This window comes from Bartonella sp. AP58NXGY (assembly GCF_042195785.1).
Classification (GTDB): domain Bacteria; phylum Pseudomonadota; class Alphaproteobacteria; order Rhizobiales; family Rhizobiaceae; genus Bartonella.
Genome location: NZ_JBHIOY010000095.1, coordinates 1 through 252, shown reverse-complemented (window position 1 = coordinate 252; position 252 = coordinate 1). Strand labels below are relative to the sequence as shown.

Sequence of the window (252 nt, the reverse complement as noted above, 5' to 3'; positions counted from 1 at the left end):
TTTGCTGCTGATCGCTTTATGCCTTATCTTGCGGGTGGTATTGCTTATGGGCAGTTTCAAGACACTATATCAATATCCGTTAAGGATGAGGAGGGAACAGTTGTTTCTTCTAAGAACTTAACTGATGAAACAAAAACTATGATTGGTTACACTCTTGGTGGTGGTGTTGATTTCTCGGTGCTCGATAATGTAATTGTACGTGCAGAATATCGTTATTCCGATTTTGGTAAAAAGAAATTTGTGAAGGAAAAA

The 252-nt window shown here is 37.7% G+C and carries 1 protein-coding gene; it reads left to right on the top strand.

Annotation, left to right across the window (positions count from 1 at the left end; translation table 11 throughout):
- Positions 1-252 (top strand): outer membrane protein (locus tag ACFINC_RS09690; RefSeq protein ID WP_375617074.1); only part of this gene is annotated, 252 nt, incomplete at both ends.